Annotated in this window: 18 protein-coding genes, 1 tRNA gene and 3 pseudogenes; 11 read left to right on the top strand and 11 right to left on the bottom strand. The window is 60.2% G+C overall.

Annotated features, from left to right (window positions below; genetic code table 11):
* The first annotated feature begins 129 nt into the window (after nucleotides 1-129).
* From QTA57_RS15100 to QTA57_RS15085, 4 genes and pseudogenes are all read left to right on the top strand, one after another.
* Nucleotides 130-1290, top strand: coding sequence for an MFS transporter (locus tag QTA57_RS15100; protein WP_290152231.1), 1161 nt, complete (start codon nucleotides 130-132; stop codon nucleotides 1288-1290).
* A gap of 96 nt (nucleotides 1291-1386) precedes the next feature.
* Nucleotides 1387-4262: pseudogene (uvrA, locus tag QTA57_RS15095) on the top strand (excinuclease ABC subunit UvrA).
* The gene (locus tag QTA57_RS15090) at nucleotides 4263-5153 is read left to right on the top strand and encodes a patatin-like phospholipase family protein (protein ID WP_290152230.1); all 891 of its coding nucleotides are present in this window, start codon (nucleotides 4263-4265) and stop codon (nucleotides 5151-5153) included.
* A gap of 129 nt (nucleotides 5154-5282) precedes the next feature.
* Nucleotides 5283-6035 (top strand): GIN domain-containing protein, encoded by a 753-nt coding sequence (locus tag QTA57_RS15085; protein ID WP_290152229.1) that lies wholly within the window; start codon nucleotides 5283-5285, stop codon nucleotides 6033-6035.
* 49 nt (nucleotides 6036-6084) lie between these two features.
* Here QTA57_RS15085 and QTA57_RS15080 read toward each other — a convergent pair whose 3' ends face one another.
* Nucleotides 6085-7251: a cytochrome P450 gene (locus tag QTA57_RS15080; protein WP_290152227.1), complete on the bottom strand. Its 1167-nt coding sequence runs from the start codon at nucleotides 7249-7251 to the stop codon at nucleotides 6085-6087.
* A gap of 113 nt (nucleotides 7252-7364) precedes the next feature.
* Nucleotides 7365-9638: a TRAP transporter permease gene (locus tag QTA57_RS15075; RefSeq protein ID WP_290152226.1), complete on the bottom strand. Its 2274-nt coding sequence runs from the start codon at nucleotides 9636-9638 to the stop codon at nucleotides 7365-7367.
* 252 nt (nucleotides 9639-9890) lie between these two features.
* On the opposite strand from QTA57_RS15075, the gene QTA57_RS15070 reads away from it, so the two are divergent.
* Complete coding sequence (locus QTA57_RS15070) at nucleotides 9891-11141, top strand: DVUA0089 family protein (RefSeq protein WP_290152224.1); 1251 nt, start codon at nucleotides 9891-9893, stop codon at nucleotides 11139-11141.
* 73 nt (nucleotides 11142-11214) lie between these two features.
* Here QTA57_RS15070 and QTA57_RS15065 read toward each other — a convergent pair whose 3' ends face one another.
* Nucleotides 11215-12210, bottom strand: coding sequence for a TAXI family TRAP transporter solute-binding subunit (locus QTA57_RS15065; RefSeq protein ID WP_290152222.1), 996 nt, complete (start codon nucleotides 12208-12210; stop codon nucleotides 11215-11217).
* Between the two features lie 192 nt (nucleotides 12211-12402).
* Here QTA57_RS15065 and QTA57_RS15060 point away from each other — a divergent pair, with 192 nt between their 5' ends.
* On the top strand, nucleotides 12403-13206 hold the full coding sequence (locus QTA57_RS15060) for an SDR family NAD(P)-dependent oxidoreductase (protein ID WP_290152221.1): 804 nt from the start codon (nucleotides 12403-12405) through the stop codon (nucleotides 13204-13206).
* Between the two features lie 27 nt (nucleotides 13207-13233).
* Here QTA57_RS15060 and tpiA read toward each other — a convergent pair whose 3' ends face one another.
* The 5 genes from tpiA to QTA57_RS15035 form a co-directional block, all read right to left on the bottom strand.
* A complete protein-coding gene (tpiA, locus tag QTA57_RS15055) occupies nucleotides 13234-13989 on the bottom strand; it encodes a triose-phosphate isomerase (RefSeq protein WP_290152220.1) in 756 nt (251 codons plus the stop codon).
* A 74-nt stretch (nucleotides 13990-14063) separates the two neighbouring features.
* Nucleotides 14064-14375 carry a TfoX/Sxy family protein gene (locus tag QTA57_RS15050; protein WP_330696709.1) on the bottom strand — a complete coding sequence of 104 codons (312 nt, stop codon included), beginning with the start codon at nucleotides 14373-14375 and terminating at the stop codon, nucleotides 14064-14066.
* The gene (locus QTA57_RS15045; RefSeq protein ID WP_145209469.1) at nucleotides 14372-14737 is read right to left on the bottom strand and encodes a HesB/IscA family protein; all 366 of its coding nucleotides are present in this window, start codon (nucleotides 14735-14737) and stop codon (nucleotides 14372-14374) included. Before QTA57_RS15045 ends, QTA57_RS15050 begins: the two co-directional genes overlap by 4 nt.
* A 51-nt stretch (nucleotides 14738-14788) precedes the next feature.
* The gene (locus QTA57_RS15040) at nucleotides 14789-15628 is read right to left on the bottom strand and encodes a LysR family transcriptional regulator (RefSeq protein WP_290152219.1); all 840 of its coding nucleotides are present in this window, start codon (nucleotides 15626-15628) and stop codon (nucleotides 14789-14791) included.
* Nucleotides 15629-15867: 239 nt separating this feature from the next.
* Nucleotides 15868-16230 (bottom strand): SUF system Fe-S cluster assembly protein, encoded by a 363-nt coding sequence (locus QTA57_RS15035; RefSeq protein WP_145209463.1) that lies wholly within the window; start codon nucleotides 16228-16230, stop codon nucleotides 15868-15870.
* Between the two features lie 110 nt (nucleotides 16231-16340).
* On the opposite strand from QTA57_RS15035, the gene tgt reads away from it, so the two are divergent.
* The gene (tgt, locus tag QTA57_RS15030) at nucleotides 16341-17486 is read left to right on the top strand and encodes a tRNA guanosine(34) transglycosylase Tgt (RefSeq protein ID WP_290152218.1); all 1146 of its coding nucleotides are present in this window, start codon (nucleotides 16341-16343) and stop codon (nucleotides 17484-17486) included.
* Nucleotides 17487-17814: 328 nt separating this feature from the next.
* Here the strand turns inward: tgt and QTA57_RS15025 are convergent, their stop codons facing one another.
* Together QTA57_RS15025 and QTA57_RS15020 are read right to left on the bottom strand one after the other, a co-directional pair.
* On the bottom strand, nucleotides 17815-18210 hold the full coding sequence (locus tag QTA57_RS15025) for an FCD domain-containing protein (RefSeq protein ID WP_290154943.1): 396 nt from the start codon (nucleotides 18208-18210) through the stop codon (nucleotides 17815-17817).
* A gap of 105 nt (nucleotides 18211-18315) precedes the next feature.
* Nucleotides 18316-18444, bottom strand: a pseudogene (locus QTA57_RS15020) (GntR family transcriptional regulator); the annotation flags it as partial.
* Nucleotides 18445-18631: 187 nt separating this feature from the next.
* On the opposite strand from QTA57_RS15020, the pseudogene QTA57_RS15015 reads away from it, so the two are divergent.
* The 4 genes and pseudogenes from QTA57_RS15015 to QTA57_RS15000 all read left to right on the top strand — a co-directional run bounded on the left by QTA57_RS15015 (nucleotide 18632) and on the right by QTA57_RS15000 (nucleotide 23891).
* Nucleotides 18632-20079, top strand: a pseudogene (locus tag QTA57_RS15015) (NCS1 family nucleobase:cation symporter-1).
* 603 nt (nucleotides 20080-20682) lie between these two features.
* Entirely contained in the window at nucleotides 20683-23097 is a 2415-nt protein-coding gene (gene lon, locus QTA57_RS15010; RefSeq protein WP_290152217.1) for an endopeptidase La, read from the top strand.
* 235 nt (nucleotides 23098-23332) lie between these two features.
* On the top strand, nucleotides 23333-23803 hold the full coding sequence (locus QTA57_RS15005; protein WP_290152216.1) for an HU family DNA-binding protein: 471 nt from the start codon (nucleotides 23333-23335) through the stop codon (nucleotides 23801-23803).
* Between the two features lie 13 nt (nucleotides 23804-23816).
* A tRNA-Val gene (locus QTA57_RS15000) sits at nucleotides 23817-23891 on the top strand.
* A gap of 82 nt (nucleotides 23892-23973) precedes the next feature.
* Here QTA57_RS15000 and QTA57_RS14995 read toward each other — a convergent pair.
* The gene (locus QTA57_RS14995; RefSeq protein WP_290152215.1) at nucleotides 23974-24591 is read right to left on the bottom strand and encodes a hypothetical protein; all 618 of its coding nucleotides are present in this window, start codon (nucleotides 24589-24591) and stop codon (nucleotides 23974-23976) included.
* Between the last annotated feature and the right edge of the window lie 318 nt (nucleotides 24592-24909).

Raw genomic sequence — 24909 nt, 5'->3', positions numbered from 1 at the left:
TATGTAAAAATATGTGTCCCGCGCAATCGCGGGATAAAATATGGGTCAGATGCTACGCCCGACGGGTTCATTTGTGAAGCATTCGTTGATCTGGTTGACCCTCCGGCTGCCCGCTGTCATGCCGGGCGCATGGACCCCCGACAGACAACAGATTGGGCGCAGGTGATCCTGCTTTGGGTGATCGGCCTCTTTGCTGCGGCGCAATTCGGCAAAGTATCCTTGGCCTTTGACGCGTTGAGCCAGGTCTATGATCGGCCCGAGGCGGTTTTGGCGTTGGTTGTGTCATCGGTCGGCGTCGCGGGCATATTTTTGGGTGCCATCGCCGGGATGGGTGCGGGGCGGTTCGGGCCCCGGCCGGTCTTGCTGAGCGCGCTTATCGCGGGCGGCGGGCTGTCGATCCTGCAAGGGCTCTTGCCTGCCTTTCCGCTTTTGCTGGGGTTGCGCGTGTTGGAGGGCGTTGCGCATCTCTCGATTGTGGTGGCCGCGCCGGTTTTGATGGTCCGGATCAGCACGCCGCAGGATCAGCCGATGGTGATGGCGCTTTGGGCCAGCTTCTTTGGCGTGTCTTTCGCCCTCACGGCCCTGATCCTGCCCGGGTTGATCGAGCTCGGCGGGCTTGGCGGCGTCTGGATGCTGCATGGGTTGGGGTTCTGGTGCCTGGCGGCTTTGGTCTGGCGTATGGTAGACCGTATCGGCCCATCGCCCGCGCCCTGGCCGGGCTTCATCGCGGCGCATCGGGCGATCTATAGCGATCCGCGCCGGCTGGCCCCTGCGCTCGGCTTCTTTTGGCACACATTGATTTTCGTGGCACTGCTGACATTTCTTGCGCCCTTTGTGGCGGGCGGGTTGCCGGACTCCGTGGTGGCCAGCGTGCTGCCACTCGCGGCGCTTGGCGGGACGTTCCTGGCCGGGTGGCTCGCGCGGCGGTTTCCGCCGATCGAGGTTTTGCGCCTGTCTTATATCACGACCATTACGACCATGATCCTCTTGGTCATCGTGCCCGATCTGGCCCGTCCTTGGGTGGCCTTTTTGGCCTTTGTCAGCATCGGCGTTGCGCCGGGCGCAGGTTTTGCAGCGATCCCCGCCTTGAATACGGAACCGGTGGCCCAAGCTGAAGCCAATGGCGCCTTGGCGCAGCTTGGCAATGTCGGCACCTCAACCGGCAGCCCGATCTTTGCGCTTGCCATGGGCGCGGCCGGCCTCAACGGATTGGTGGCCGCCGCAGTGATACTCACAGCGATCGGGTTCGTCTCGATGCTGTGGATAAGCCGGCGGGTTGCACATAGCTGACTCTCTCTCAGCATGTTCCTGCTTCGTTCGCATTTTTTCGTTGGAGACTCAGCCGCGCTCCCCTATGTGTGAACCGACGGTTAATCGGGGGCCTTTATGGCTGAGCTGAAAAAGATCGAAGTGCGCGGTGCCCGCGAACACAATCTGAAGAATATCGACGTGGATATTCCGCGTGATGAGTTGGTGGTAATTACTGGCCTGTCAGGTTCGGGGAAATCCTCGCTGGCCTTCGATACCATCTATGCCGAGGGGCAACGGCGTTATGTTGAGTCGCTGTCGGCCTATGCCCGGCAATTCCTCGATATGATGGAAAAGCCGGATGTGGACCATATCAGCGGTCTCAGCCCGGCGATCTCGATTGAACAGAAGACAACCTCGAAAAACCCGCGCTCGACGGTCGGCACGGTCACCGAGATTTACGACTATATGCGTCTGCTCTTCGCCCGGGTCGGAACGCCGTTTTCGCCTGCCACGGGGCTGCCGATTGAGGCGCAGCAGGTCCAAGACATGGTCGACCGGGTCATGGCGCTGGAGGAGGGCACGCGCGGCTATCTGCTTGCGCCGATCATCCGCGACCGGAAGGGCGAATACCGCAAGGAATTCCTGGAACTGCGCAAGCAGGGCTTTCAGCGCGTCAAAGTCGATGGCGCGTTTTATGAGCTGGACGAGCCGCCGGTGCTGGACAAGAAGTTCCGCCATGACATCGATGTGGTGGTGGATCGGATCGTGGTCCGCGAGGGGGCCGAGACTCGGTTGGCGGACAGTTTTCGCACCGCGCTGGATCTGGCCGACGGTATCGCGGTTCTGGAAACCGCGCCAAAGGCGCTGGAGGATGGCACCACGCCGGAGCCGGAGCGCATCACGTTCTCCGAGAATTTCGCCTGCCCGGTGAGCGGCTTCACGATCCCCGAGATCGAACCGCGGCTGTTTTCGTTCAACGCGCCCTTTGGGGCCTGCCCCTCCTGTGATGGCCTGGGCGTTGAGCTGTTCTTCGACGAGCGCCTGGTGGTGCCTGATGCGGCGCTGACCCTTGAGGATGGCGCGCTTGCCCCATGGCGGAAAGGCAAGTCACCCTATTTCCTGCAGACTATTCAGGCCATTGCGGATCATTACGGGTTCGATCCCAAGACCAAGTGGAAAGATATCGCGCCGGAGATACAGCAGGTGTTTTTGCGTGGCTCTGGCGATGTGGAAATCCCCTTCCGCTATGATGAAGGCGGTCGGGTCTATCAAGTGACGCGCAGCTTCGAAGGTGTGATCCCAAATATGGAGCGCCGCTATCGCGAGACGGACAGCGCCTGGATTCGCGAAGAGTTTGAACGGTATCAGAACAATCGCTCCTGCGGGTCGTGCCATGGGTTCCGTCTGCGTCCCGAAGCGCTGGCAGTGAAGATCGCTGGCCTGCATGTCGGCGAAGTGGTGCAGATGAGCATCCGCGAGGCCGCCGCTTGGTGTGATACCGTGCCGGAGAGCCTGACGGAGCAGAAAAACGAGATCGCCCGAGCGATTTTGAAGGAAATCCGAGAGCGTCTTGGGTTTCTGAACAATGTCGGCCTGGAATATCTAACGCTAAGCCGGAATGCCGGCACGCTGTCAGGCGGCGAGAGCCAGCGCATTCGCTTGGCCAGCCAGATCGGCAGCGGGTTGCAGGGCGTACTTTATGTGCTCGATGAACCCTCGATCGGGCTGCATCAGCGAGACAATGATCGGCTTCTGACAACGCTGAAGAACCTGCGAGACGCGGGCAACACGGTGATCGTGGTCGAACATGACGAGGAGGCGATCCGAGAGGCGGATTATGTCTTCGATATCGGCCCGGGCGCTGGCGTGCATGGCGGGCAGATCGTCAGCCAAGGCACCCCGGCGGAGATCATGGGTGACGCGGCTTCGATCACCGGGCAGTACCTTGCGGGCACCCGCGAGATCGCCGTGCCCGCGACCCGGCGCAAGGGCAACAAGAAGAAGGTGACCGTGGTCAAGGCCACCGGCAACAATCTGCAGAATGTGACCGTCGATTTCCCACTGGCCAAGTTCGTCTGTGTCACGGGCGTGTCTGGCGGCGGCAAATCCACCCTGACAATTGAGACGCTGTTCAAGACCGCATCGATGAAGCTGAACGGCGCGCGGCAGACACCTGCGCCCTGCGAGACGATCAAGGGGTTGGAGCATCTCGACAAAGTCATCGATATCGACCAACGGCCCATTGGCCGGACGCCACGGTCGAACCCGGCCACCTATACCGGCGCCTTCACCCCGATCCGCGATTGGTTCGCGGGGCTGCCCGAGGCCAAGGCGCGGGGCTACAAACCCGGCCGGTTCTCGTTCAATGTGAAGGGCGGGCGGTGCGAGGCGTGCCAGGGTGATGGTGTCATCAAGATCGAGATGCATTTCCTGCCCGATGTCTACGTGACCTGCGAGACCTGCAAGGGCGCTCGCTATAATCGCGAGACCTTGGAGATCAAATTCAAAGGCAAAAGCATCGCCGATGTGCTCGATATGACGGTCGAGGATGCGCAAGAGTTCTTCAAAGCGGTCCCCAGCATCCGCGAGAAGATGGATGCGCTGATGCGGGTCGGTCTGGGCTATATCAAAGTGGGGCAGCAGGCGACGACGCTCTCGGGTGGCGAGGCGCAGAGGGTCAAATTGTCGAAAGAACTGGCCAAACGGTCTACAGGTCGGACTTTGTATATTTTGGATGAGCCTACCACTGGATTGCACTTCGAAGATGTTCGAAAACTGCTAGAGGTGCTGCATGAGTTGGTGGAGCAGGGCAACACCGTGATCGTCATTGAGCACAATCTCGACGTGGTGAAGACCGCCGATCACATCATCGATATCGGCCCGGAGGGGGCGATGGCGGCGGCACCGTCGTGGCCACGGGCACGCCGGAGAAAGTGGCGGAGGTGGAGCGCTCCCATACCGGGCGCTATCTCGGCCCGATGCTCGGCAAACGCACCCTCGCGGCGGAGTAGATGGCGGCGCGGCCCCGGATCGGATTGGCGCTTGGGTCCGGCGGGGCCCGGGGCTGGTGTCACCTCGGCGCGCTGGCTGCGTTGGAGGATATGGGCATCCGCCCCGATGTCGTCGCGGGCTGTTCCATGGGCGCGCTTGTTGGGGCAGCGGAGGCTGGCGGCAAACGGGCCGAGCTGCAGGATTGGGCGCTTGACCTGACCCAAACCAAATTCCTCGGCCTGGTCGATTTACAGCTCTCTGCCGGCGGGCTGGTTGCGGGCAAACAGATTGCCAATGTGTTGGGTCAGTGGGGGCTTGATTGCGCCATTTCTGATCTGGCGCTGCCCTTCACGGCGGTGGCGACCAATCTCGAAACCGGTCGCGAGGTCTGGCTGCAGCATGGGCGGCTTTTGCCCGCCGTCCGCGCCTCCCTGTCGATCCCCGGGGTTTTCACGCCGTCTTATTTGGATGGCCGATGGCTGGTTGATGGCGGGTTGACCAACCCCGTGCCGGTCTCGGTCTGTCGCGCGGAGGGGGCGGATGTGGTGCTTTCGATCAACCCGAATGGCAAAGCCGAGGGGCGGGTGTGGCGACCTTCGGAAGAGCTTGGGGTGATCGAGCAATTGCATCAGCAGTTGAGTGAAAGCCTGCCTGAGGGTTGGTTGCCGAAGCCGCCGCCGCGCGGGCCGGTCCCGCCGCAAGGGTTCGATGTGGTGTCGTCCTCGCTTGATATGCTGACCGATTATCTCCGCCGCACCAGAATGGCGGCGGACCCGGCGGATGTCGCCGTGGACATCTGCTTGCCGGACCTGACAGTTTTGGAGTTCTTCCGCGCAGAAGAGTCCATAAATGCGGGCCGCGCCGCAATTGAGGCGCAGGCTGAACAGATCGCGCGGGTCTGCAAAATCTGACGCACGGTGGGTGCGGGCCTCAGGGGTTGTCATCGCGCATGATCAAAATATTGCCGGAGCGGCTCTTGTATGTTAAATTGATTTACATACATCTTGCACACGTTTCCGTGAGTGAGAGAGGGCAATCATATGACGCAGTATTTGGGAGCAGGGGCCGTTCTGATCGTGCTGCTGGCAAGCGGCGCGATAGCGCAGGATCGGGTCTATCAGTTTGACGGATTTACCGAGGTCGAAGTGGCTGAAGGCGTCAGCGCGACGCTCAATGAAGGTCCGTTTCAGGTCGAGGCGACAGCGCGGCGGGGCAATATCGACCGGTTGGTGATCGAACAGGATGGCGATGTGCTGCGGATCGAGCGCCGCGCGCCGGTGATCCGCTCGGCTCTCAATAGCAATGATCAGTTCGAGGTAGAGATTCACATGCCGAAACTGATCCGGGTCGAGTCGCGGGCCGGGGCATCGGTGATCGCGGAGGTTCCGAGCAGCGTCGAAGCGTTCGAGGGCGAAGCCCGTCATGGCGCCTCTTTGCGGATCGCGAGCATCACTGCCGATCAGACGGCGCTTTATGCCTCCTCCGGGGCCAGCCTGCAGTTCAATGGCAGCGCGGGTGAAACCGATGTTACCGTCGAAAACGGGTCGAGCATGCGCCTGTCGGGGAACTGTACCGACTTGAGTGCGGAGATCCGCGCCGGCGCGTCGCTCAGGGCTGGAGAGTTCCAATGCCACAACCTCGATATCTCCGCCCGTGCGGGCGCGGAGGCGGTGGTCTATGGCGATCAGACTGCATCGGTGGAGGCGCGGTTCGGAGCGTCCGTCCGGCTGCTTGGCGATCCGGTGATCGAGGATATGGGCAGCGGGTTTGGCGGTGATATCCGCTCGAATTGACGGCCCGAAGATGCACCGTCGCGAGCGCGTCTAGACGGCGCGCTCTGCGTCAGGTCTGCACGATCAACCGGTTTAGCCCGTGGAAGTGGTAGATATCGGCATAGGTCGGTGTTTCGGCGAGGCGCAGATTTGGGCAGCGCTGAAACAGGATCGGCAGGGCAATCTGCATCTCCAGCCGGGCCAGCGGTGCACCGACGCAGAAATGCAGCCCGGCGCCGAAAGCCAGATTGGCGGGGCCATCTTGCCGATCAGGTTGGAACGTCTCAGCGTCTTGATACACGGCCTCATCCCGCCCGGCGGAGGCCAGCAGCAAGCCGACCTGATCGCCGCGCTGGAACCTATGCCCAAAAAGCGCAACTTCTTCATAGACATAACGCGTGAAAAGATGCAGCGGCGGGTCGTAGCGCAGGATTTCTTCGATCAACAATGCCGGGGTCTCGCCGGGCTGCGCGCCGGTTTCCAGGCAGAGTTTCACCCCATTGCCGATGGAATGCACAGTCGCCTCATGGCCCGCGTTTAGAAGCAGAATGCAGGTGGTGATCAACTCATCGGTCGAAAGCTTCTCACCATCCTCTTCGGCGGCGATCAGATGGCTGATCAAATCGTCGCGCGGCTCAGCCCGGCGGCGGTCGACATAGTCGCGCATGAAGGCCACGAAGTCTTCGGTTGCCTGAACGGCGGCGTCTTCATCGGCCCCTGTCCGGCCCGCCTGATACATCCCGACCATCGCATTGGACCAGCGCAGGAGATCCGGGGCCATCTCTTCCGGCACGCCGAGCAACCGGGCGATGATCGTGACGGGTAGGGGGCGGGCGAGAGCGTCGAGCAGGTCGAAGGGTTCTGAGGGGGCCGCGCCAATCAACGCGTGGGTGAGGGCCTCGATCTCAGGCGCGAGTGCCTTGATCCGCCGCGACGTGAAGGCCCGCAAAACGAGGCTGCGCAGGCGGGTATGGCGTGGCGGCTCCAACTCCAGCATCGAATGGGCTTCGACTGCGTAGAAGGGGGCGAGGTGATCGGGGACCGGCAAAGCCTCAACCGGTTCGCGGCCAAACCGCCGATCGCGAAGGAGCGTGTTCACCGCCTCATGGGTCGTTGCGCAGGGCAGATCGTACTCGGCCCAGAACATAAGCGGCCCGGCCTCTCTGGCCTTGGCGTAGAACGGGTAGGGGTTTTGCACGAACCCCGGATCGGTCGGGGCTTGATGGAGCGTTTTCATGTCGCCTCTAAGTGACGGGCCGGATGGCGGAGTCCGGCGATGCATTTGGGGATTTTGGTCAAAATGAAAGGGAGGCGCAACGGCCTCCCTTGATCCGTTTTCGGGGTGGTCCCTTAGTCCGCGCCGCGCACCGAGATGGCGGCGTCTGGATCGGGTTTGACCACGCGTTGGACGAAGAAGACCGCCGCCGCGATACCGATGCCGACAAGGTCGGTAATCAATCCACCCTCAATCATGCAAAGCGCGGCGATGATCAGCCCAACGCGCAGGAACCAGACGGCCCGCCCGCCCATGAACCAGCCTTGAACCCCCGAGGTCAGCAGGAACACCCCCAAGATCGCCGTGACGGCAGCGCGGATCACTTCGAGCCATGTGCCATCCATCAAGATCGCGCTGTTATAGAAGAACATGAACGGCACGATGAAGGCGGAAATCCCGATCTTGAACGAGGCAACCGAGGTCTCCATCGGGTTCGCGCCGGATATGCCCGCCGCCGCATAACTCGCCAGGGCCACGGGCGGCGTGATGGCCGAGACCACAGCGAAATAGAAGACGAAGAAATGGGCGGTCAGCATCGGGATGCCAAGTTGCACGAGGCCGGGGGCGACCACGGAGGCTGCCACTGCATAGGCTGCGGTTGTGGGCATCCCCATGCCGAGCAGAATGGCGATGCACATGGCGAAGAAGAGCGCCAGAAGCTGGCTGACTCCGGCGAGATCGAGCAGCACAGAGGAGAACCGCGCGCCAACACCGGTGAGCGAGATAACCCCCACGATAATCCCCGCACAGGCGCAGACCGCGATGATCTGGATTGACATGACGCCTGCAAGCTCGAACGCTTTGATGATCGAGCGGATACCCATCCTGTGCGGTGTCAGCCATGAGACCACAGCGGCGGCGGCGGTCGCCAATGTGCCCGCCCGGATCACCGAATAGCCCATGAAGAGCGCCGCGATCAGAATGATGATCGGCACGAACAGATAGACCTGTTTCACCATATTGCGGAACTTCGGCAGCTCATCCTCGCGCATGCCCCGCATGCCCAGTTTTGCCGCCTCGAAATCCACCATGAAATAGATCGAGGTGAAATAGAGGATCGCCGGGATGATCGCGGCGATGGCGATCTCCTGATAGGGGATGCCGGTGATCTCAGCCATGATGAAGGCACCTGCGCCCATGATCGGCGGCATGATCTGCCCACCGGTGGAGGCGGCAGCCTCAACCGCGCCGGCAGTCTTTTTGTGATAACCGACTTTCTTCATCAGCGGGATCGTCAGCGAGCCGGTGGCCACCACATTGCCCGCGCTGGTGCCGTTGATCATGCCCATGAGGCCCGAGGCGAAGATTGCCACTTTGGCGGGGCCGCCGCGCGCGCGACCGGCTGCGGCGAAGGCGAAATTCACGAAGTAGTCGCCAACCTTCGAGGCCTGCAGGAACGCCGCGAAGATGATGAAGAGGATGATATAGGTCGAAGACACCGCCGTTGTCGGCCCGAGGATGCCCGCGTCGGAATAGACATGGCCGAAGAACCGCTGCCAGCTATAGGCGTTTTGCACCGCCAGGATGCCAGGCAGCAGATGTGCGGTGAAGGTATAGGCCAGGAAAACCCCGGTGATGATCACCAGCGCCAAGCCGGCCACACGGCGGGTCAACTCCAGGATCATCGCCGCCCCGGCGGTGGCGGCAAAGGCCACACCGATGGGCACGAAAGGCGTGCCGACGGAGTTCCGGGCTGCGGTGCCGTAAATCGCGATCAGATAGAGCGCGACGACCACGCCGCAAATCGCCAGAACGATATCGGATGCGGCGTAAAGCTCCCGCCCGCGCCGCTCGAACCAGCCGGTGGCGATGGCGCCGAAGGTTGCAATCAGAAGCGGCACCCCAAACCACCAGACCTCTTGGGCGTAAATCTCAGTGCCGGGGAAGGCGGCCCAAGTGGTAAGCCCACCCATCTCTGGCAGATCGCCCGAACTGATCATCCCCATAAAGCGGAACGCGGTGACCCCGGCCAGAAGCGCAGGCAGGGCCAGAAGAGCAGCCGCGAGCGACAGGAGCTTGGTCTCTTTGTGATCCGGCGCGTGATCGGAGAAGGTATGGGCCGAGAACAGCAAGAACCCGAGCCCCAAAGCACCCGCGATATGAACAATGCGGAAATTCCAAGTTTCCAAAGGGAATTGCGGCAGGAACGGCAAGTCGATGCCGGTCAGCCCGCTGACAGAGATCCCATTCAGCGCGGCCATATGGAAGGCGGCGTACAGCGTCGACAGCGTGGCGATGATCAAATAGCCGCGGCCTTCGAACATCCGACGATTGCTTTCAATCGGTTCTTCATCCACGCCTTCGGCCAATACCTGGTCTTCGGCCTGGTTGCTCTCAGTCTCGGTCATGGCTGTCCCCCTGGTTGGCCATCTTGTTGCGCGTTTTGGCGTCATTTGGCCGGTGCCCACCTTTTTGGCTTGCCCACCAGGTCATTGCAACCGCGTAGTTTGGCACATTCGGCTGGCCGGTAGGGAGCGCCGCTGGCGGAAAAAGGGGGAAAGATCGTCGCGTATTCTGCTGGCCAGTGGCGGACCTGGCGGGTTAGTCTCGCGCGTGTCGGGCCTTTCCGTGACCAACCCGGCCCAATTGGAGGATAACATATGATTTCGAGAACCGGCGCGTTTCTGAGCAGTGCTGTTTTTGCCCTTGCAAGCTTACCTGCCCTTCCTGTCTTGGCCCAGGATGCGGCTATGTGTGGCGGTGTCGGCGCCAATGGCGTGTGGGTGGGCGGCTCGGCCGAAACATCCGATATCTCCGCATCTGCAAGCCATATTGATCAAACCGGTGTCATGGTGCCACCAGGCGGCGAGACCGTTTCGCTGTTTTCTGTCAGCACACCAGGGGAGTATCGGATCGAAGCCCGCCCGAACCCGGGTGGCGATACGGTGATCGATATCCGCGACGAGGCCGGTACGATTATCCTGACCGATGATGACAGTGGCGGTGATCTCGCCTCACGTGGTGACATTTTCCTTCAACCGGGAACCTATTGTGTCTCGACACGGGCCTTTGGTGGCGGTGCTGTTGTTGCCGATCTCCGCGTGGGTCGCGCCGAACATGAGGCGCTGACCCCCGGGTGGGGTGGTGGCTTTGGTAATTTCGCGGGCGTCGACCCCTGCCTGCCAAACACACCCGCGACGCAGCTTGGTTCCGGCGTGATTGACGCGGAGTTGCAGGCCGGTGTCACCGCGACCAACTCCATCGCGGCGACGCCGTATTACCGCTTCTCGCTATCGGCGCCTCAGGCGCTCACCATTCGGGCGGAAAACCAGTCGGCGGACCCGTATATCTACATCTATGACGGTCAGGGGACGCTCATCGCCGAAAACGATGATTACGAAAGCCTCAACTCGCGCATTGATTTCACCGATCCGCTGCCCGCCGGGAATTACTGCATCGCGATGCGGTCGCTTTCGGATGACACGCAGCCGGTGACAGTGTCGGTTCGGGGCTATGACCCGGTGGCCGCGATGCAAGAGATGTTTGCGACCGGTGAAGCCAGCCCGCCCATCGGTGGCAGCTATCCGATCATCGATCTGGGTCCTTTGCAAACCAGCCTTGTGATGGATCAGGTCGTCGGCAGTGACGCGGTTTGGTTCAGCTTCACCGTTCCGGCGGGCGGTTTGGTGGTGATCGACGCGATCGAGATCAGTGACAGTGACCCGGTGATCCGCCTTTTCGATGGGGTCGGTCGCTTCATCGAATTCAATGACGACGCTGGAGGTTCGTTGAACAGCCAACTGACGACGCGGGTTAATCCCGGCACGTATATGCTGGGCGTGACGCAGTATTCGGAAAGCTATTCCGGGGTGATCCGCGTCGCGCTACAGCGCTATGTGCCTGCGCAATAAGACGTTGACCTAAAAGAAGAAGGGCCGCCCGATCTGGGCGGCCCTTTTTTTCCGTTTCAGACCTGCGGTCTGATTACATATCGCTGTGGATCATATCGTCCGAGATCATCGCACCGGCATTATCCGCGAACCACTGGGCTGCGCCCGGGTGCCACATCATGACGGTGTTTTTGTCGTAGTTCTCGGGCAGCGTGGAGCGCGCCGCGCGGTGGATATTCACCATCCGCTCATTGTCGCTCATCACCACATCGACAACCGCATAGACGAAGCTGGCGGGCAGCTCGCAATTCGCGATAGCGAAGTTCCACATCGAGACCGAGCGCGCGTCGGCTTCCAGGGTGGTGTAAGTGTCCGCGGCGATGTCGAACTGGCTGACCGGGAAGGCCGCCATGATCTGCGCCTGCTCTTCTTCGGTGAACTCGATGATGTTCACATCCGTCTGCACTTCAAGCTGCGACACGGCGGGCACCGGCACGCCAGCGGCAAAGGCGATCACGTCGAGCAGACCATCCTGCAACTGACCGCCCAGATCCGACCAACCGCCATTGCGACGCTCAAACTCGACGCCCAGCTCTTCCATCATACGCGGGAAGTAGGTGTCGGAGGTGGAGCCGGCGGGGCCAAAGCCGATCCGCGCGCCGGCGGGAATATCGGCGACGCTTTCGATGCCCGAAGATCTGAGCGCGGTCACCGAGAATGGCGTCTGATACATTGGGAACATCGCGCAGGCATTGGTCATCTGCAGACCGGGCGCGATTGGGTTGGTGCCGTTCAGCGATTCCGCCGCCGGGCCCATCGTGGTCATGCCGAACTGTGCTTCGCCGGTATGGACCAGCGCCATGTTCTGCATCGGGCCGCCGGTCACTTCGCCGCCACCCGAAAGACCCAGCTCTTCAGCCACAAGGTTCGCCCAGCCAGAGCCATAAGCGAAATAGGTGCCACCCTGGCTTGCGGTGCCAACGGTGAAGCTCTCCGGCCAATCGCTACGGTCCACATGCCCGTCTGCAAACGCAGCCGTCGCGGTCAGCGCGGTGGTCATGGCCAGCGCGGTCAATTTGGTGAATGTCATGTATATCCTCCCATGTGAAAGGCCACGCACCTCATGTGCGCGGTCCAACCCACGTGAGACCCGTTTTAGCGCGGTGGGTCGGTGATGCAAGAGACGCCAGGGTGACGCGTGACCGCAGATTGTGCCTGGCCGTTAACCTAGATCATATCTGATCGGCCAGAGTTTTGTGATCATTCCAAAGCTCGCGAGGACATGAAAGGATCTGTTATGGCGGCATTGGAAGGAAAGGTCGCACTGGTCACTGGCGGCACCCGCAGCGTAGGCAGAGGCATCGCCATCGGATTGGGGGAGGCGGGTGCGACCGTATTTGTGACCGGGCGCTCGATCACCGGTCGGCATGTCGCCGAGGTCACCAAGTCGGGCGGCAGAGGCATCGCGCTGCGTTGCGATCACAGCGATGATGCGGCTGTGGCTCAGGCCTTCGAACAGATCGCAGCTGAGGTCGGGCGTTTGGATATCTTGGTCAACAATGCCTGGGGCGGTTACACGCGGCTGCGCAACCGCGCGGCTAACACGGGTTTCAAATGGAAAGCGCCGTTTTGGACCCAGCCCTTTGATCTCTGGGATGAGATGCACCTGGTCGGCGTCCGGTCGACCTATATCGCGTCGAGCCTGGCCGCGCCGATTATGATTGCGCAAGGTAGCGGGTTGATCGTGAATATCTCGTTTTATGCGGCGCGGAGATATTATGGCAATGTCGCCTATGGTGCCGCGAAATCCGCAACCGACGCCATGAGCCGCGATATGGCGGAGGAACTGAGACCCCATGGCGTTGCGGCTCTGTCGCTCTATCCGGGCCATGTGATCGACAAGAAGAAAGGCAAGATGCCAAAACGCGAAACGGCCCAGTTCGTCGGGCGTGGGGTGGCCGCTTTGGCGGCTGATCCACAGGTGATGGCGCGATCAGGCGAAATCCAAGAGGCCGCCCATCTGGCCCGGGCGTACGGTTTCACCGATATCGATGGTACGCAGCCCCAGCCCTATGACAGATTGTGACATCTCTTAGGTCAGGGTGTGCGCATCCTAGACTGAGATCGCCTTAGCGGCTGCATCAAGCGCCATCATGATCGCGCCGAAATCTGCCGCTTTGAGTGATGCGCCGCCCACTAATGCGCCATCTACATCCGGCACAGCGAAAATCTCATCAGCATTGCTGGGTTTGACGGAGCCACCATAGAGCAGGCGAATGCCGTCAGCGGTGTCCGTGCCAAATCGCGTGGCCAGTTCGGCGCGGATGAACCCATGTACGGATTCGATTTCGGCCATGGTGGGGACCAGCCCCGTGCCAATCGCCCAAACCGGCTCATAGGCGATGACCAGATTGCCCGGGGCCGCGCCGTCGGGCAGGGAGCCCGCCAATTGAGTGCGGAGCACATCTAGGGTCTCGCCCGCTTGGTATTGCGCTTCCGTTTCGCCGATGCAGAGAACGGCAACCAGGCTGACGGACCAGGCTGCTTCAATCTTGCTCCGCACCAGGGCATCGGTTTCGCCGTGATCTTGGCGGCGTTCGGAATGGCCGAGAATGACATGCGATGCGCCCGCATCTGCGACCATCTGCGCGGAGATATCGCCGGTATGGGCACCGTTCGGGTTTGGGTGGCAGTCTTGCCCGCCAACCTGAACAAAGGTGTCTGGATCACGGACCATGCGGTCGATCAACGTCGCGGGCGGGCAAATCAAAACATCCACGCCCAAACCGGTGGGGAGCGCGGCCACTTCGCCCATATCCGTAGACAGGCCGTTCATTTTCCAGTTTCCAGCGGCAAGCTTGCGACGCATCTGTCCCTCCTGATTTGTGCTCCAGCGAGACGTATCAGTCTGGGGGAAAGCGGGGAAGGGGGCTCACAGATGGGTCAGGGCTTCACGTGCCAGCGCGACCGCTTCCTCCGGATCGTCAAGCGCTGCGTCGGGCAGCCGCCAGTAGGGCATGGCGACTCCTTCTTGCCATCGCGGCGATAGGTCCACCGTTCCAATCCGCGGGCGTCCAACTCTCCTTGAAAATCACCTGCGCCTTTGATCCAGAGCGAGCCATCGGAATGCAGAATCGCGAAGATTGTGCCGTCACGATAAAGGCAAAGCCCATCCATCATCTTGCGGGTCGTAAGCGGCTCCAGATCGGCGAAGAGTTCTTTGGCAAAGGCGATATCGGCGTCGGAAACGCTCACGCAGGTTTTCCAAGCGCCTCATCGAATTTGATCGACTCGCCGCAGCCGCAGGCATCGGTGACATTGGGGTTCTTGAACTTGAAACCGGATTCAAGCAGCGACACTTCATAATCGATCTCGGTGCCAAACAGGAACATCTGTGCCATTGGGGCGATCATCACCCGCGCGCCGTCTTGTTCGACCACTTCGTCATGGGGATCGACCTCGGTGACATAGTCCATCGTGTATTCCATGCCCGCGCAGCCGCCTTTCTTGACGCCGATGCGCAAGCCCTGATGGCCGTCTTTTTCCATCAGCTTGGCGATTTGGGCCGCCGCCTTGTCGGTGATGGAGACCGCCTGTTTGCCGGGAATACCGAACATGTATGCACCCTTTCCTGTGTTCGCCTAATGTAGGTCAGACCGGGCCCCGGCTCAAGGGAGCGGATCGCGCTGCCGCAGGTATCCCGCGATTGCGTCCAGCGCGGCGCGCACGGGTTTTTCGTGCCGCCCCTCGTGGTGGCTGACCAACCATTGTTCGCTACGAAGCTCCGCAATTGGGTCTGAGACCCGGGTGAGGCCGTTCATCCGTTCGCCAATGAAGAGCGGCAGAACAACCCGGCCGATCCCGGCACGGGCCAGCGCGACGGCCAGATGGGGCGTATTGGCCTTGGTCACGATTTCAGGTGAATGATGGCGCTTAATCCATTGAGCGGACGGGGTTTCAACCGAACCATGGGCCGGGCCGATCCAACCTATGACTTCGGGCGATGTGGCATAGGCGGCATAGTCCACGTGGCCGATCTGCTGCCCGGCGAGCCAGGGCTGATCGGGGCGCGTGTTGCGGATGCCGATATCAACCTCCCGGCGCGCGATATCGAGGCTGAGATCGCAATAGACGAACTCCGGTAGCCAGGTAGCGTTGGGGCTCCAATAGGCACTTGCGTGTTCGGCCAAGTCCGTCGCGGTCCAACTGCCTGCTGAGATGCGGACACAGACCGGGCCTGTCGCCTCTGTATGCCAGCGCGCGATTTCCGTCGCGGCGACCTCCATTTTCTGTGCCTTCTCGTAAAGCTGTCGGCCATCTGAGGTCAGGGCATAACCCGCCGAACCGTGCAGAAAGAGGCGGCGGCCAAGGCGCGTTTCGAAGGCACGCATCCGACGGCTCAGGGTGGCGGTGCTGACGCCGCTGGCCTCAGCCGCGCGCGCAATGCCACCATGCCGCGCCACGGCGGCGAAATAGGCGTAATCATCCCAATGTGGTTGGGTTTCCATTTTTGCAACTCCAGTCGCGGATCTGGCATCTGCCGGGATACGCTGTCACGGCTTAGATCTGTCCTGCCAATCAAAGTCAGGAGGACAGAATGATCTCTGTTATTCGACCTATTTGTAACCCTGATAAGCCTCAAACGGAATATCAGAAGGAACAAGCCAAGTTTGCAAAAATGCAAATGGAGTTTCAGATTTGGTGGCCGCGGCGGCTCTGGCGCGCTGTGTTCAAGCGGGCGCGATGATCACATGAAGCCGAGTTCGAGGCGGGCCTCGTCACTCATCATATCCATGCCCCAGGGTGGCTCCCAGGTCAGTTCGACATTGACGGTCTTTACCCCATCAAGCGGTTCGATCGCTTCGGCCACCCAACCCGGCATTTCACCGGCCACGGGGCAGCCCGGTGCGGTGAGGGTCATCACCACATCGACATCGTTTTCGGCCCCGATCTCAACCGTGTAGACCAAGCCGAGATCATAGATATTCACCGGAATCTCTGGGTCATAGACCGTCCGGCAGGCCTCGACGATGGTCTCGTATAGCGGATGATCCGTGCTCGACGGCTTGATCAGCGGCGTCCCTTCGAGATGTTCTTGCGGTTGGGTCATGGACCACCTTCACTGTGGAATTCTTGACAGAAGATATAAGGATTGTGATCTGGGTCGTAAAGGCCGGTCGAAGGCTTGGCAAATCCGCGCGGGCGATTTATCGGGGCGCAATGACTGATCGGTTTTCCTTTACGCTCGCCGCGACCAGCGGCGAAGCCCGCACGGGCGTGATCTCCACCCCGCGCGGCGACATTCGCACGCCGGCTTTCATGCCGGTGGGCACGGCGGCGACGGTGAAGGCGATGATGCCCGAGAGCGTGCGCGCGACGGGGGCCGATATTCTGCTCGGCAACACCTATCATCTGATGCTGCGCCCCGGGGCCGAGCGGATCGCGCATTTGGGCGGGTTGCATCGGTTCATGAACTGGGAGCGCCCGATCCTGACCGATAGCGGCGGCTTTCAGGTGATGAGCCTGGCCGAGCTGCGGAAACTGACGGAGGAGGGCGTCAGTTTCAAATCCCATATCGACGGCTCGAAACACATGCTGAGCCCGGAGCGATCGATGGAGATCCAAAAACTCCTCGGCTCGGACATCGTGATGTGTTTCGACGAATGCCCGGCGCTGCCCGCGGATCGGACCCGGATTGCCGAGAGCATGCGGCTTTCGATGCGGTGGGCGGAGCGCTCACGGGAGGCTTTTGGCGATAGGCCGGGCCATGCGCTTTTTGGCATTCAGCAGGGTGGTTTGGAGCAGGACTTCCGCCAAGAGAGCGCCGAGGCGCTGACCCGGATTGGCTTCGATGGCTATGCGGTGGGTGGCTTGGCCGTGGGTGAGGGGCAGGCGGCGATGTTTGGCTGCCTCGATTTCGCGGCCGATATGCTGCCGGTGGACAAGCCTCGCTATCTGATGGGCGTCGGTAAGCCGGATGATATTGTCGGGGCCGTAAAGCGCGGCATCGATATGATGGATTGCGTTTTGCCCTCCCGATCGGGGCGCACGGGGCAGGCTTTCACCCGCCGCGGGGTCGTGAATATCAAAAACGCCCGCCATGCCGACGACCCGCGACCGTTGGACGAAGCATGCACATGCCCGGCCTGTTCCAACTATTCCCGCGCTTATCTGCACCATGTGTTCCGGTCTCAGGAGATCATCTCCTCAATGCTGCTGACGTGGCACAACCTGCATTACTTCCAGGAGATCATGCAGGGTATGCGCGATGCGATCGCAGCAGACAGGTTTGAGGCATGGGAGGCCGACTTCCATGCCGGGCGCTCCGAGGGCGATATCCCGCCGCTCAAGGCTAACCGCTCTTAGCGACGAGATGGCAAGAGCCGTTCTGACCGGGAGACATTCGGATATCTGTGATATGGCATTGCCAAACAGTGCCATCCTTTGAAGTTCTCGAGTCGCTGCGGGCTCGCTCCGTTTATGCCTTCGGTTGGGCCATTGGTGGCAGCCAGCAGAGGGGGCAACGGGTATCTGACCAGAGGTGCGAGTGGGGTCGAGTATGCGAATTTGCGCGCGCGGCAGCTCGTCGGCATGCAGCAATACGGCTGTGGCCTAGCGTAAACCGAAACCACCGCTCAGTTCCGCGCGCGCGTTGTACGCGACAAGCAGAAGAAGGTTGGAGACGGTTCGGCCCTCAAGTGACACCCCACCAACGAAGCGTCTGATCACAATGATGTCGGATCGCGACTGTCGCCGTCTCGATGTCCCTGTTTTCCAGAGCATCGATAATCGCAATATGCTCTTCCATCGCCGAAACGATCCTGTCCTGCAGGAAGGGACGTGAATTCTGGATGATGCCGATGCGCATCCGGTTCACCGCATAACCCTCCGCAAGCTGCGCGTTGTCCAGCCCGTCAGACAGGAAGTCGTGCAACGACAAGTCGATCTCGATGGCCTGCGGTGGCAGCGATTTTGCCGCGTCAGTTCTGGCGGTGTCTCGCATCTCCACATGCCGTTTTCGCAGCGCATCCAGTCCGGAAAGCGCGTTGGACCCGATGCGACGCCGCGCGCCTTCCTGATCCATCACCATGCGGAAATCGAGACATTCTCTGATCGTCTCTGGGTGGGCCTCCATGATCCGAATGCCGCGTTTCGGCAGCGCGCTCAGCAACCCTTGCGCGCTTGCCACTTTGACCGCCTCGCGAATGGGAGCGATCGGAAAGTCCAGAATTTCAGCAAGTTGCGACATCGACAGAAACTGCCCATCCCGCAATTTTCCAGCCAGCAGCGCGGCCCATAATGCTTCCTGGGCTTGGGTCGCCATAAGTTGGACCTCGTTCGATCGGTTCATCGCAGCGTTCCTCATCGTTACTAATTCTGAAGTTCTACTTGAAGTTATTATTAGTATGTGTATTAAGATAGCATCTAAAATGTTAGATGCAAGCACAGCTTCACAGAAGAGTTCAGCAATATCAGCGATCGCCCTTCGCGAAGCACACTGGGAGGAAAAAATGGCATCAACAAATGAAATACATGTTGCCCATGGTGATACGGTCGCGGGGGAGAGCACGCACACGCTCAACCCTGTCGGTGATGACGAGAAAACCTGGGGATGGTTCGCCATCTTCAACATCTGGGCGAACGACGTGCAGTCGCTTTTCGGCTACTCGCTCGTGGCATCTCTCTTCATCTCTTACGGCGTTGGCGGCTGGACCGCCTTCGCGGCGTTGATCTTTGCCGGATTGTTTGTGATGTGGATGGTCAACCTGTCCGGCGCAGCGGGTGAAAAATACGGAATTCCTTACCCGGTTTTCGCGCGCGCCAGTCTCGGCACCGCGGGGTCCAATCTGCCGGCCATTCTGCGCGCCACCGTTGCTGTGTTCTGGTATGGGGTGCAGGTCTATTTTGCCTCGACGGCGCTGGCCCTGCTCATCCGATCAATCACTGGCATTGATGCGGGCGGCACCGAGATTCTAGGCCTGACCGGCATTGACTGGCTCTCTTTCTTCATCGTCTGGGTCTTCCACATCTTTATCTTCTGGCGTGGCATGGGCTGGGTCGAAACCTTCCTGAACATCGCAGGCCCCTTCGTCTACGTCGTGATGATTGGCCTTGTGGTCGTGCTCTGGCAGCGTTCGGATGGGCAGCTTCTGCAAGCCACCGCAACGATCTTTGCCAATCCTGAGGGGACTTTCTGGACCGAACTGACGGGCTTTGTTGCGATTGTCGGCACAATGGTGGCCTATTTCGCGGCTGTGATGATCAACTTCAGCGACTTCTCGCGCTACGCCAAGGACAAGCCGACCATGATCATCGGCAACCTGGCCGGGCTGCCGCTGAACATGATCCTGTTCTCGGCCCTTGCCTTGCTGACAACCGGTGGCGCGGCCGTCGTCTTCGGCGAAGAGATCATCAACCCGACCGAGATCGTTGAACGCACCGACAGCGTGCTTCTGGGCGTGATCGCGGCCATCACCTTCTTTGCCGCCACGGTTGGCATTAATCTGGTGGCCAACTTCATCCCGGCGGTAAATGGCATCTCCAACGTGGCACCCGGAAAGATCAGCTTTCGGAACGCAGGCCTGATCACATCGGTGTTTGCACTGGTGATTGGTGGCTTCTGGAACAGCTTTATCAGTCAATTCGGGATCAGCGGTTTCGTCAACACGCTGGGCGCGACGCTGGCACCTATCTTCGGCATCATGATCGTTGACTATTATTGGCACCGGAAAGAGCAGCTGAACGAGGATGACCTCTACAACATGGAGGGGGCACCTATCACTACCAGAACGGCTGGAACCATGCCGCGGTAAAGGCTTTCGGCCTGGCTGCCATCTTCTCGGTCGCTACCGTCTGGGTGCCCTGGTTCTCGTTGCTGTCGGGCTATGCATGGGTGATCGGAGCCGTATTGGGCGGCGTGATCTACAACGCCCTGGCCAAGGGCAACGTCAAAGTCTGATGACGCTCTAAGATATCTGCCGGTGGGGTCAATCTCCACCGGCAGTGTGATAGATCTGAGACCGGTTTTCTTGCGACGGCGACGTGGTGGACGAACCGACAGCAAGTCTCAATTGCTTCTGACGTAGTCGGGCAATGACACCGCGCACTCCATGGCCTTTTTTGATGGGCATAGGCCAGTCGTCGTCTGTGATAGATTGCCAATCGTCGGTTCCGCTTGCGCGACATCCCTTCATCTTGTGCGTAGCATTCGGAAAACACGCTCTCTTTCCGCCTCCGCCCCCCCCCCCGCAACAACTCGCCGGGCTTCCAGAGTCTGTCGGTGTAACCGCATGTTGGCTTGTGAAGGCGCAGCCCCTGGCGACTGGTTTGATCCGAACTCCCCCTCTGCCCACAATATTTCGCGGTTTATCCCCTGGTTTTCGCCACATCTTGGTTGCGCCGTTTTGGTTCCAGCGACAGTATGTATTAAGGAATGGGGCCGCTTCTGCTTGAATTCCGCGTGTGCGTACCCCAAGTTGACATATCCTGATCCGGAGGGGGCCAGGGGGATTGCTGCCAAGCCAGGGTCCCGTGCCCTCTTGCCAAGAACAAGGAAGGCAAGATGCCAGAAAATCAAACGACATACCCGGTGCTTCCACTGCGCGATATCGTGGTGTTCCCACATATGATGGTCCCGCTTTTTGTGGGCCGGGAGAAATCGGTGCGCGCCTTGGAAGAGGTGATGGCCGATGACAAGCAGATTCTTCTCTCGGCGCAGGTCGATCCAGGTATGGACGAGCCGACGACGGACGGTATTTTTGAAATGGGCGTGCTGGCCAATGTGCTGCAGCTTCTGAAGCTGCCGGATGGCACGGTAAAAGTACTGGTCGAGGGGCGCGCCCGGGTTGCGATCACCGGGTTTGTCGATAACCCGGACTTCTTCGAGGCGCATGTTGCACCCTTGGAAGAAACGCCCGGCGATGAGGCAACGGTTGCGGCATTGCTGCGCTCGGTCAGCGAAGAGTTCGAGCGCTATGCCAAGGTGAAAAAGAACATCCCCGAAGAGGCGCTCAGCTCTGTTGCCGAGACCCAAGACCCGGCCAAGCTCGCCGATCTGGTCTCGGGCCATCTTGGCATCGAGGTGCATCAAAAGCAGGAGCTTCTGGAAACGCTCGACGTGGGCGAGCGGATGGAGAAGGTCTTTGGCCTGATGCAGGGCGAAATGTCCGTCATGCAGGTCGAGAAAAAGATCAAGACCCGCGTGAAGTCGCAGATGGAGCGGACACAGCGCGAGTATTATTTGAACGAACAGATGAAAGCCATTCAGCGCGAGTTGGGCGATGGCGAAGAGGGCGCGGGCGAGGTGGCCGAGCTTGAAGAGCGCGTGGCCAACACCAAGCTCTCGAAAGAGGCGCGCGAGAAAGCCGATGGCGAGATCAAAAAGCTCAAGAATATGAGCCCAATGAGCGCCGAGGCGACCGTTGTTCGCAACTATCTCGACTGGATGCTGTCGATCCCGTGGGGTGTGAAATCCCGGGTGAAGAAAGACCTGACCCGGGCCGAGAAAATCCTCGACGATGATCATTATGGCCTGGAAAAGGTCAAAGAGCGGATCGTGGAGTATCTCGCCGTTCAGCAGCGTTCGAAAAAGCTGAAAGGCCCGATCCTTTGCCTCGTTGGCCCTCCGGGTGTCGGTAAAACGAGCCTGGGCAAATCGGTTGCAAAGGCCACGGGGCGCGAGTTTATCCGCATCTCGCTTGGCGGCGTGCGCGATGAAAGTGAGATTCGCGGTCACCGGCGGACCTATATCGGCTCGATGCCGGGCAAGATCATTCAGGCGCTGAAGAAGGCCAAGACGACGAACCCGCTGATCCTCTTGGATGAGATCGACAAAATGGGCCAGGATTTCCGCGGCGACCCGGCCTCGGCCATGCTGGAAGTGCTTGATCCGGAACAGAACTCGACCTTCGTCGATCACTATCTGGAGGTGGAGTACGACCTCTCGAACGTGATGTTCCTGACCACGGCGAACTCTTACAACATGCCGAGCCCGCTTCTGGACCGGATGGAGATCATTCCGCTGGCCGGTTACACCGAGGATGAAAAGCGCGAGATCGCCAAGCAGCATCTGGTGAGTAAGCAGGTCAAAAATCACGGCCTGAAGAAAGACGAGTTTGAGCTGACCGATCCGGCGCTCACCGATGTGATCCGCTACTACACCCGCGAGGCGGGGGTCCGGAACCTGGAGCGTGAAATCGCCAAATTGGCGCGGAAGGCTGTGACGACCATCGTCAAAGGTGGCACCGATGCGGTGACCGTGACGCCCGATAATCTTGAAGAGATGTTGGGTGTGCGGCGGCACAAATATGGTCTGGCCGAAGAGGACAATCAGATCGGCGTTGTGACCGGTCTGGCCTGGACCTCTGTCGGTGGCGACCTTCTGAGCATCGAGGCCCTGCGTCTGCCGGGCAAAGGTCGGATGAAGACCACCGGCAAGCTTGGCGATGTGATGAAGGAGTCGATTGACGCGGCAAGTTCCTTTGTCCGCTCGATCAGCCCGTCGATCGGGGTTAAACCGCCGAAATTCGACAAGCTCGACATCCATGTGCACGTGCCCGAAGGCGCCACGCCCAAGGATGGCCCCTCGGCCGGTGTCGCGATGGTGACCTCGATTGTCTCGGTCCTGACCCAAATCCCGGTTCGTAAGGACGTGGCGATGACGGGTGAGGTGACGCTTAGGGGCAATGTCCTGCCGATTGGTGGCTTGAAAGAGAAGCTGCTCGCCGCGCTTCGGGGCGGGATCACGACCGTCTTGATCCCCAAAGACAACGAGAAAGACCTGCCGGAGATCCCGGACAATGTGAAAGAGGGCCTGACGATCATCCCGGTTGGCCATGTGTCCGAGGTCTTGCGCCACGCTTTGGTTGAGCAACCCGAGCCGGTGGAATGGGACGAGGCCGCCGAAGAGGCCGCCGCCGCCCAAGCCGCGTTGGAGGCCAAAGGCGGCAGCGGGGCGGCATCTTCTGCGCCGCACTGATCTTCACAAACATTAAGCTGAGACAGGCGCGCCCTCACCGGCGCGCCTTTTTCGTAAGGCCCACGTCCAGGGCCGCTCTTTCGCTTCAGCGGTTATGCAACGCTGTCAGGATGCGAATGATATCGCGAAGGAGTTAATGCCCCGCCAGCGACACGATACTTCAAAAGGGTAGCGGAAAGAGCGGTGTCTCGCTACTCTGTCCGCACGTGAGAAACAATGAGCAGGGGGTCGTCCCATGGCCACGACCACGAAACCACGTAAATCCACCCCGGCCGGACGCCGGTCTCGAAAATCGACCAGCACGTCCAAACCCGCAACAACCGAGGTCGCATCCGACAAGCTCGAAGATCCGATGACGCCGGTCAAAAAGGGTGGCGCCTCCGCGGCGAAGGCGGCAGTTCCAGCGAAGGACAGCGCGGTTGATGCAGCTGCTCCGGTCGCCGGTAAGATCAAGCGCGGCGATCTTCTGGACGCGGTAGCTGCGCGCTGCGCGCTCAAGCGAAGCGACCTACGGATTGCGGTGGAGTTGGTTCTCGACGAGCTAGGCACTGCGTTGGATAGCGGCAAGGATCTGGTGATCCCGCCGCTTGGCAAAGTCGTCGTGAAACGGCGGAACGAGGCCAAAAATGGCGATGTTCTGATCACCCGGATCAAACGCCATAAGCGCGGCTCGGAAGGCCTTGCGGAGCCGGACGAGGACAGCTAAAAGCCCGCCCTACGGGTGATTAGCTCAGTGGTAGAGCGCTTCGTTCACATCGAAGATGTCGGGAGTTCAAATCTCTCATCACCCACCATTCACCTTCGGATTGTTTGGTCGAGAGCTGCATATCGCATGGACCCGACTTTAGGGGGGTGAGCCGCTCAAATTGCCTTGTCTCAGTTCGAGACGTCTGGACGCTGTGCGGAAATCGTCTGCGGCGGCACAATGTCGGGGCGTTCACCGGCATCAGCGCTTGCCAGGTAGACCAGGATTTCAAGCTCCGGCAGATACATCTGAGCATCGACCCAGGCTTCATCCGTTTCGAGGTCCGTGCGCCGCACGTTCACAGGCCAGCCAATGTAGCTGCAGTCTTCGACCCCAACTTCGGTCGGCGAAAGCACCTCAACCTCAGTAAAATAGCGGATTTCGAACCCGTCACTGAATCGCGCGGTTTCTTCAATATCCCAACGGCTGTTTGGCGCGATGTCGGGCAAAGGTGTCGAGTAGGTGACCGTCTCAATGCTATCGGCGACAACTTGATCCGCGACAAGCTCCCAACTCTCGAAGACAAGTCCAGTCGGATGCATGACGTGTTGCCAAACTTCGCCATCCTTATAGTTGGTTTCGGTTTCCAGGATGGTACCGTCGCTTTGGACCTCGTAGCGCATGAGCATGTCGGGGAATGTCATATAGACACCATCGGTCGCGGGACCGGTCGGGCAATCGGCCCAGGCGGCGGCAGGCAAAGCGATGGCGACCGCAAGCGCGGAGACGAGAGAGTGGGAACGGATCATTGTGGAATACCCTTTGTCGTTCAAAATTGGAGGACCCAAAGCGGTGCCGGAGGTTAAACAGTTCATGTGTCACCTCCTTAACGGCTCGTTTGGGTCATCATTGCCGCCTTGTCAGCGGATTATGACGATTGGTCGTGTGATGACCAGAAATCGTTCAAAGAAATCTCGGAAAAGCGCCACGAATTCTTTGAACGGATCTCACAGATCGCCCAACCCACGGATGTAACCAGCGCCGTTACGGTACATAGCTGGGATCAAAACGGTCCTCGATACCTTGCCACCAAAAGAAGTGATCACCGCCGATGACTGGGCGGCGCG

Origin of the sequence: Fontisubflavum oceani, from assembly GCF_030407165.1 — a bacterium.
GTDB lineage: Bacteria > Pseudomonadota > Alphaproteobacteria > Rhodobacterales > Rhodobacteraceae > Rhodophyticola > Rhodophyticola oceani.
Note: the sequence above shows the minus strand (reverse complement) of the source record. Positions and strands in the feature narration are given on the sequence as shown.

What these genes read in the sequence shown, in the direction of transcription:
- QTA57_RS15100 (WP_290152231.1), top strand. Translation starts at nt 130, where the DNA reads ATGGACCCCCGACAGACAACAGATTGGGCGCAGGTGATCCTGCTTTGG.
- QTA57_RS15090 (WP_290152230.1), top strand. Translation starts at nt 4,263, where the DNA reads ATGGCGGCGCGGCCCCGGATCGGATTGGCGCTTGGGTCCGGCGGGGCC.
- QTA57_RS15085 (WP_290152229.1), top strand. Translation starts at nt 5,283, where the DNA reads ATGACGCAGTATTTGGGAGCAGGGGCCGTTCTGATCGTGCTGCTGGCA.
- QTA57_RS15080 (WP_290152227.1), bottom strand. Translation starts at nt 7,251, where the DNA reads ATGAAAACGCTCCATCAAGCCCCGACCGATCCGGGGTTCGTGCAAAAC.
- QTA57_RS15075 (WP_290152226.1), bottom strand. Translation starts at nt 9,638, where the DNA reads ATGACCGAGACTGAGAGCAACCAGGCCGAAGACCAGGTATTGGCCGAA.
- QTA57_RS15070 (WP_290152224.1), top strand. Translation starts at nt 9,891, where the DNA reads ATGATTTCGAGAACCGGCGCGTTTCTGAGCAGTGCTGTTTTTGCCCTT.
- QTA57_RS15065 (WP_290152222.1), bottom strand. Translation starts at nt 12,210, where the DNA reads ATGACATTCACCAAATTGACCGCGCTGGCCATGACCACCGCGCTGACC.
- QTA57_RS15060 (WP_290152221.1), top strand. Translation starts at nt 12,403, where the DNA reads ATGAAAGGATCTGTTATGGCGGCATTGGAAGGAAAGGTCGCACTGGTC.
- tpiA (WP_290152220.1), bottom strand. Translation starts at nt 13,989, where the DNA reads ATGCGTCGCAAGCTTGCCGCTGGAAACTGGAAAATGAACGGCCTGTCT.
- QTA57_RS15045 (WP_145209469.1), bottom strand. Translation starts at nt 14,737, where the DNA reads ATGTTCGGTATTCCCGGCAAACAGGCGGTCTCCATCACCGACAAGGCG.
- QTA57_RS15040 (WP_290152219.1), bottom strand. Translation starts at nt 15,628, where the DNA reads ATGGAAACCCAACCACATTGGGATGATTACGCCTATTTCGCCGCCGTG.
- QTA57_RS15035 (WP_145209463.1), bottom strand. Translation starts at nt 16,230, where the DNA reads ATGACCCAACCGCAAGAACATCTCGAAGGGACGCCGCTGATCAAGCCG.
- tgt (WP_290152218.1), top strand. Translation starts at nt 16,341, where the DNA reads ATGACTGATCGGTTTTCCTTTACGCTCGCCGCGACCAGCGGCGAAGCC.
- QTA57_RS15025 (WP_290154943.1), bottom strand. Translation starts at nt 18,210, where the DNA reads ATGGTGATGGATCAGGAAGGCGCGCGGCGTCGCATCGGGTCCAACGCG.
- lon (WP_290152217.1), top strand. Translation starts at nt 20,683, where the DNA reads ATGCCAGAAAATCAAACGACATACCCGGTGCTTCCACTGCGCGATATC.
- QTA57_RS15005 (WP_290152216.1), top strand. Translation starts at nt 23,333, where the DNA reads ATGGCCACGACCACGAAACCACGTAAATCCACCCCGGCCGGACGCCGG.
- QTA57_RS14995 (WP_290152215.1), bottom strand. Translation starts at nt 24,591, where the DNA reads ATGATCCGTTCCCACTCTCTCGTCTCCGCGCTTGCGGTCGCCATCGCT.